The sequence below is a fragment of the Herminiimonas sp. genome, from assembly GCF_030645555.1.
Taxonomy (GTDB): Bacteria; Pseudomonadota; Gammaproteobacteria; order Burkholderiales; family Burkholderiaceae_D; genus Oxalicibacterium.
This window is the reverse complement of record NZ_JAUSME010000182.1, coordinates 1-4,250: the sequence shown is the minus strand read 5'-3', so window position 1 is coordinate 4,250 and position 4,250 is coordinate 1. Positions and strand designations below refer to the sequence as shown.

General features: G+C 53.3%; 6 protein-coding genes. 5 read left to right on the top strand and 1 reads right to left on the bottom strand.

What is annotated here, in order from left to right; all coding sequences use genetic code 11:
* Positions 1–3 precede the first annotated feature (3 nt).
* Genes Q7T06_RS07075 through Q7T06_RS07055 form a run of 5 tightly spaced genes read left to right on the top strand, consistent with a single transcriptional unit; the run spans position 4 to position 3,596 of the window.
* Positions 4–1,458, top strand: coding sequence for a YdiU family protein (locus tag Q7T06_RS07075; RefSeq protein WP_304782539.1), 1,455 nt, complete (start codon positions 4–6; stop codon positions 1,456–1,458).
* Positions 1,455–1,877 (top strand): peptide-methionine (R)-S-oxide reductase MsrB, encoded by a 423-nt coding sequence (msrB, locus tag Q7T06_RS07070; RefSeq protein ID WP_304782537.1) that lies wholly within the window; start codon positions 1,455–1,457, stop codon positions 1,875–1,877. Before Q7T06_RS07075 ends, msrB begins: the two co-directional genes overlap by 4 nt.
* Positions 1,874–2,494 (top strand): septation protein A, encoded by a 621-nt coding sequence (locus Q7T06_RS07065; protein WP_304782534.1) that lies wholly within the window; start codon positions 1,874–1,876, stop codon positions 2,492–2,494. Before msrB ends, Q7T06_RS07065 begins: the two co-directional genes overlap by 4 nt.
* Positions 2,491–2,760 carry a BolA family transcriptional regulator gene (locus tag Q7T06_RS07060; RefSeq protein WP_304782533.1) on the top strand — a complete coding sequence of 90 codons (270 nt, stop codon included), beginning with the start codon at positions 2,491–2,493 and terminating at the stop codon, positions 2,758–2,760. The genes Q7T06_RS07065 and Q7T06_RS07060 overlap by 4 nt, the downstream gene beginning before the upstream one ends.
* Before the next feature lie 59 nt (positions 2,761–2,819).
* Complete coding sequence (locus Q7T06_RS07055) at positions 2,820–3,596, top strand: peptidylprolyl isomerase (protein WP_304782530.1); 777 nt, start codon at positions 2,820–2,822, stop codon at positions 3,594–3,596.
* Between the two features lie 285 nt (positions 3,597–3,881).
* Here Q7T06_RS07055 and Q7T06_RS07050 read toward each other — a convergent pair.
* A partial coding sequence (locus tag Q7T06_RS07050; protein ID WP_304782528.1) for a phosphoribosylformylglycinamidine synthase subunit PurQ occupies positions 3,882–4,250 on the bottom strand: 369 nt, incomplete at its 5' end.

Below are 4,250 nucleotides of genomic sequence, written 5' to 3'. Positions count from 1 at the left end.
TCGCTGGAAAATTTGTTTGCATCACTACCGCCTGCGCACTACACGAATCTGATGCCGACGCCATTGCCAGCGCCTTATCTGGTTTGCGCGAGCGCGTCGGCAGCGGCATTGATAGGACTCGATGTCACCGCCATCAGTCATCCAGCGCTGCTGGAAACATTCAGCGGCAACCGCATACCGGCCGGTTCCACCCCGGTGTCAGCCGTGTATTCCGGCCATCAATTCGGCGTGTGGGCCGGCCAGCTGGGTGACGGCCGCGCCATTACATTGGGCGATGCGGCGGCACCTGGCATTGCACCTGGGGCCAGGCTGGAATTGCAGTTGAAGGGTGCGGGTCTGACGCCCTACTCGCGCATGGGCGATGGCCGTGCGGTGCTGCGCTCCTCGATACGCGAATTCCTGTGTTCAGAAGCCATGGCGGCACTGGGCATACCGACCACGCGTGCACTCTGCGTCATCGGCTCGGACCAGATCGTGATGCGCGAACAGCGCGAAACAGCTGCAGTGGCGACCCGCATGGCGCCCAGCTTCGTGCGTTTCGGTTCATTCGAACACTGGTTTTACAATGAAAAACACGATGAATTGAAGACGCTGGCCGATTACGTGATCGATCAGTTTTATCCGCAATTCAAGACTGCCGGCAACCCCTACCAGGCCCTGTTGACTGAAGTCAGCTTGCGCACCGCGCACATGATTGCGCACTGGCAGGCAGTCGGCTTCATGCATGGCGTGATGAATACTGACAATATGTCCATCCTCGGCCTGACGCTGGATTACGGCCCGTTCGGCTTCATGGAAGCTTTCAACGCCACGCATATCTGCAACCACACCGATCAGCAAGGGCGTTACTCGTATGCACGCCAGCCGCAAATCGGCGAATGGAATTGCTATGCGCTGGGCCAGGCCTTGCTGCCGCTGATAGGCGAGGTCGATGAAACGCAGGCAGCGCTGCGTATATACAAGCCGGCCTACGCGGAAAAATTCACCGAACTGATGCGGGCAAAACTCGGCCTGCAAACGCAGCAGGCCGATGATGGCAAACTGTTCGATGCGCTGTTCGCCGTGCTGCAAGGCAGCCATGCCGACTTCACGCTATTTTTCCGCCGCCTCGGCGCAGTGCAAATCGATAATGCGGCAAGCTGGGAGCCGGTGCGCGATCTATTCATCGACCGCCCCGCATTCGACGCCTGGGCGCTACAATACGGCGCGCGCCTGCGGCTGGAACACAGCGACGATGCGGAACGTCAGCTTGCAATGCACGCAGTCAATCCCAAATACGTCTTGCGCAACTACCTGGCGCAAATCGCGATTGAAAAAGCGCAGAATAAAGACTTTTCTGAAGTAGCCAGACTCTTGCAAGTGCTGGAAAAACCATTTGACGAACAAGTGGAAAATGAGAAATACGCAGCCTTACCGCCCGACTGGGCATCTGATCTGGAAGTGAGTTGTTCATCATGACAAACAAAGTAATCAAGAGCGATGACGAATGGCGCGCCATGCTGGGCGAAGAAGAATACGACGTCACGCGCCATGCCGCGACCGAGGCGCCTTACAGCGGACGTTACTGGGACCATCACGAACACGGCATTTACACTTGCGTCTGCTGTAATACGCCCTTGTTTGCATCGGATAGCAAATTCGATTCCGGCTGCGGCTGGCCGAGCTATTTCACTGCGCTCAATCCGGATAACATCAAGGAAAAAATCGATCGAGAATACGGCATGATACGCACCGAAGTCATCTGCAATGTATGCGATGCGCATCTGGGTCATGTCTTCAATGATGGCCCGCCGCCGACCGGCTTGCGCTACTGTATCAACTCGGCGTCACTGCGCTTTGATCCCACACCAGACTTGAACGAAAGCAAATTGAAATGAAATTCCTGTTCGATCTCTTCCCCGTCATCCTTTTCTTCGCCGTCTTCAAGTGGGGCGAAGGCAACGCCGATGCCGCACAGGCCTTTGGCCAGCAATTCCTGTCGGTACTGGTTTCCGGCGGCCAGGTAACGGTAGCGCAAGCGCCTATCCTGCTGGCGACAGCGATCGCCATCATCGCCACCATCGTGCAAATCGGCTATCTACTGTCACGCGGCAAGAAAGTCGATGGCACGCTGTGGCTGTCATTCGCCATCATCGTCTTCTTTGGCGGCGCGACGATATACTTCCACAATGAGACTTTCATCAAGTGGAAGCCTACCGTCCTGTACTGGTGTTTTGCCGCCGTACTATTATTCAGCCAGATTTTCCTGAAGAAAAACCTGATACGCACAATGATGGAAAAACAAATGACGCTGCCTGAAGGCATCTGGCGCCGCGTCAACCTGTCGTGGGTGGCTTTCTTCATCACGATGGGCTTGCTGAATCTGTATGTCGCCTTCAATTTCTCCACCGCCAGCTGGGTAAATTTCAAGCTATTCGGCGGCATGGGATTGATGTTTGCATTTGTCATAGCACAAAGCCTGTTGCTGTCAAAATACGTGAAAGAACCGCAATGAGCACCAGGATGGACAAGATACGCGCACGATTAGTTGAAACTTTTACACCACTGGAATGTCTATTGGAAGACGAGTCTGCATTGCATGCAGGCCATGCCGGCGCAGCCTCGGGTGGCGGACATTTTCGCTTGCGGATTATTTCCACGCAATTTGAAAAACAGAGCCGTATACATCGCCACAGGCTGGTGTATGATTGTCTTGATGACATGATGCACACAGAAATACATGCGTTAGCCATTACTGCTTTGGCGCCATCCGAAATTTGAAGCGCGCCGTAAATTGATAGTCGTACTTCTCTAATAAAATACTTCCATTAGGAATTTATATGATCTTAAAACCTGCTCATCTGCTGGTCGCATTATTGATATCCGCTGCACTGCCTGCAATGGCGCAGAATCTGGCCGTCGTGAATGGCAAGCCAGTGCCGTCTTCCCGTGCAGATGTGATGGTCAAGCAAATGGTTGCACAGGGTCAGCAAGATACACCTGAGCTGCGTGCGATGATCAAGGATGAATTGATCACGCGCGAAATCCTGATTCAGGAAGCAGATAAATTAGGTCTGGGCACCAATAGCGATGTCAAAAGCCAGATTGAAATTGCGCGCCAGTCCATCCTGATACGCGCCCTGGTCAGCGACTACCTGAAAAAGAATCCAGTCAAGGATGCCGACATCAAGGCTGAATACGACAGATTCAAGGCACAAGCCAGCGACAAGGAATATCACGCACGCCACATCCTGGTTGAGAAGGAAGATGAAGCAAAAGCCATCATCACCAAACTGAAAGCCGGCGCCAAGTTTGAAGATCTGGCCAAGCAATCGAAAGATCCAGGTTCGGCCGGCAATGGCGGCGACCTCGACTGGGCATCACCTGCGGCTTTTGTGAAACCTTTCTCGGATGCGATGACTTCCCTGCAAAAGGGCCAGTTGCTCGAAACCCCGGTCAAAACCCAATTCGGTTACCACGTGATCAAACTGGACGACGTGCGTCCGGCAAAAATCCCGACCTTGGATGAAGTCAAACCGCAAATCGCAGAAGGACTGCAACAGAAAAAACTGCAGGCATTCCAGCAGGAATTGCGTGCCAAAGCGAAGATCAAGTAAGCTTCTTCAGGCATGAAAAAAGGCGCTCTTCGGAGCGCCTTTTTTATTGTTTTTTATTTTGGTTTGGTGGTGTTGATGCTTGTATTTCTTCGAACATAGTTGGTATGCCGGGGGTGGCCCGGCATACCAACTCTCTACGGAGAGAAAAAAGCATTACCAACAAAAAACACTCATTAATAAAAAATGCCGCCCAGTCAAAAACTGAACGGCATTTTCAATTGAGCGGCTTTACTACTGCAAACTGTAATCAAACAACCGCAGTGCAAACTCATCCAAGCTAGCTTATCAGCCCACCCACTTGCGCGCATTGCGGAACATGCGCATCCATGGCGAATCCTCGTCCCATGATTCCGGGTGCCAGGATTGCTGCACGCTGCGGAACACGCGCTCGGCATGCGGCATCAACACGGTAAAGCGGCCGTCCGGCGTGGTCACCGAGGTAATGCCTTGCGGCGAACCATTCGGATTGTATGGATAGGTTTCGGTTGCATGACCCTTGTTGTCGATGAAGCGCATGGCGACAATCGCCTCGTCTATATCGCCAGTCAGCGAAAAGTCGGCATAACCTTCGCCATGCGCGATGGCTATCGCGCTTTGCGTGCCGGCCATCCCATTGAAGAAGATCGATGGCGAATCGCCCACTTCAACCATCGA

Excerpts from the sequence above, each read along its gene's own strand:
- Q7T06_RS07065 (WP_304782534.1), top strand. The coding sequence starts at position 1,874 with ATGAAATTCCTGTTCGATCTCTTCCCCGTCATCCTTTTCTTCGCCGTC.
- msrB (WP_304782537.1), top strand. The coding sequence starts at position 1,455 with ATGACAAACAAAGTAATCAAGAGCGATGACGAATGGCGCGCCATGCTG.
- Q7T06_RS07060 (WP_304782533.1), top strand. The coding sequence starts at position 2,491 with ATGAGCACCAGGATGGACAAGATACGCGCACGATTAGTTGAAACTTTT.
- Q7T06_RS07055 (WP_304782530.1), top strand. The coding sequence starts at position 2,820 with ATGATCTTAAAACCTGCTCATCTGCTGGTCGCATTATTGATATCCGCT.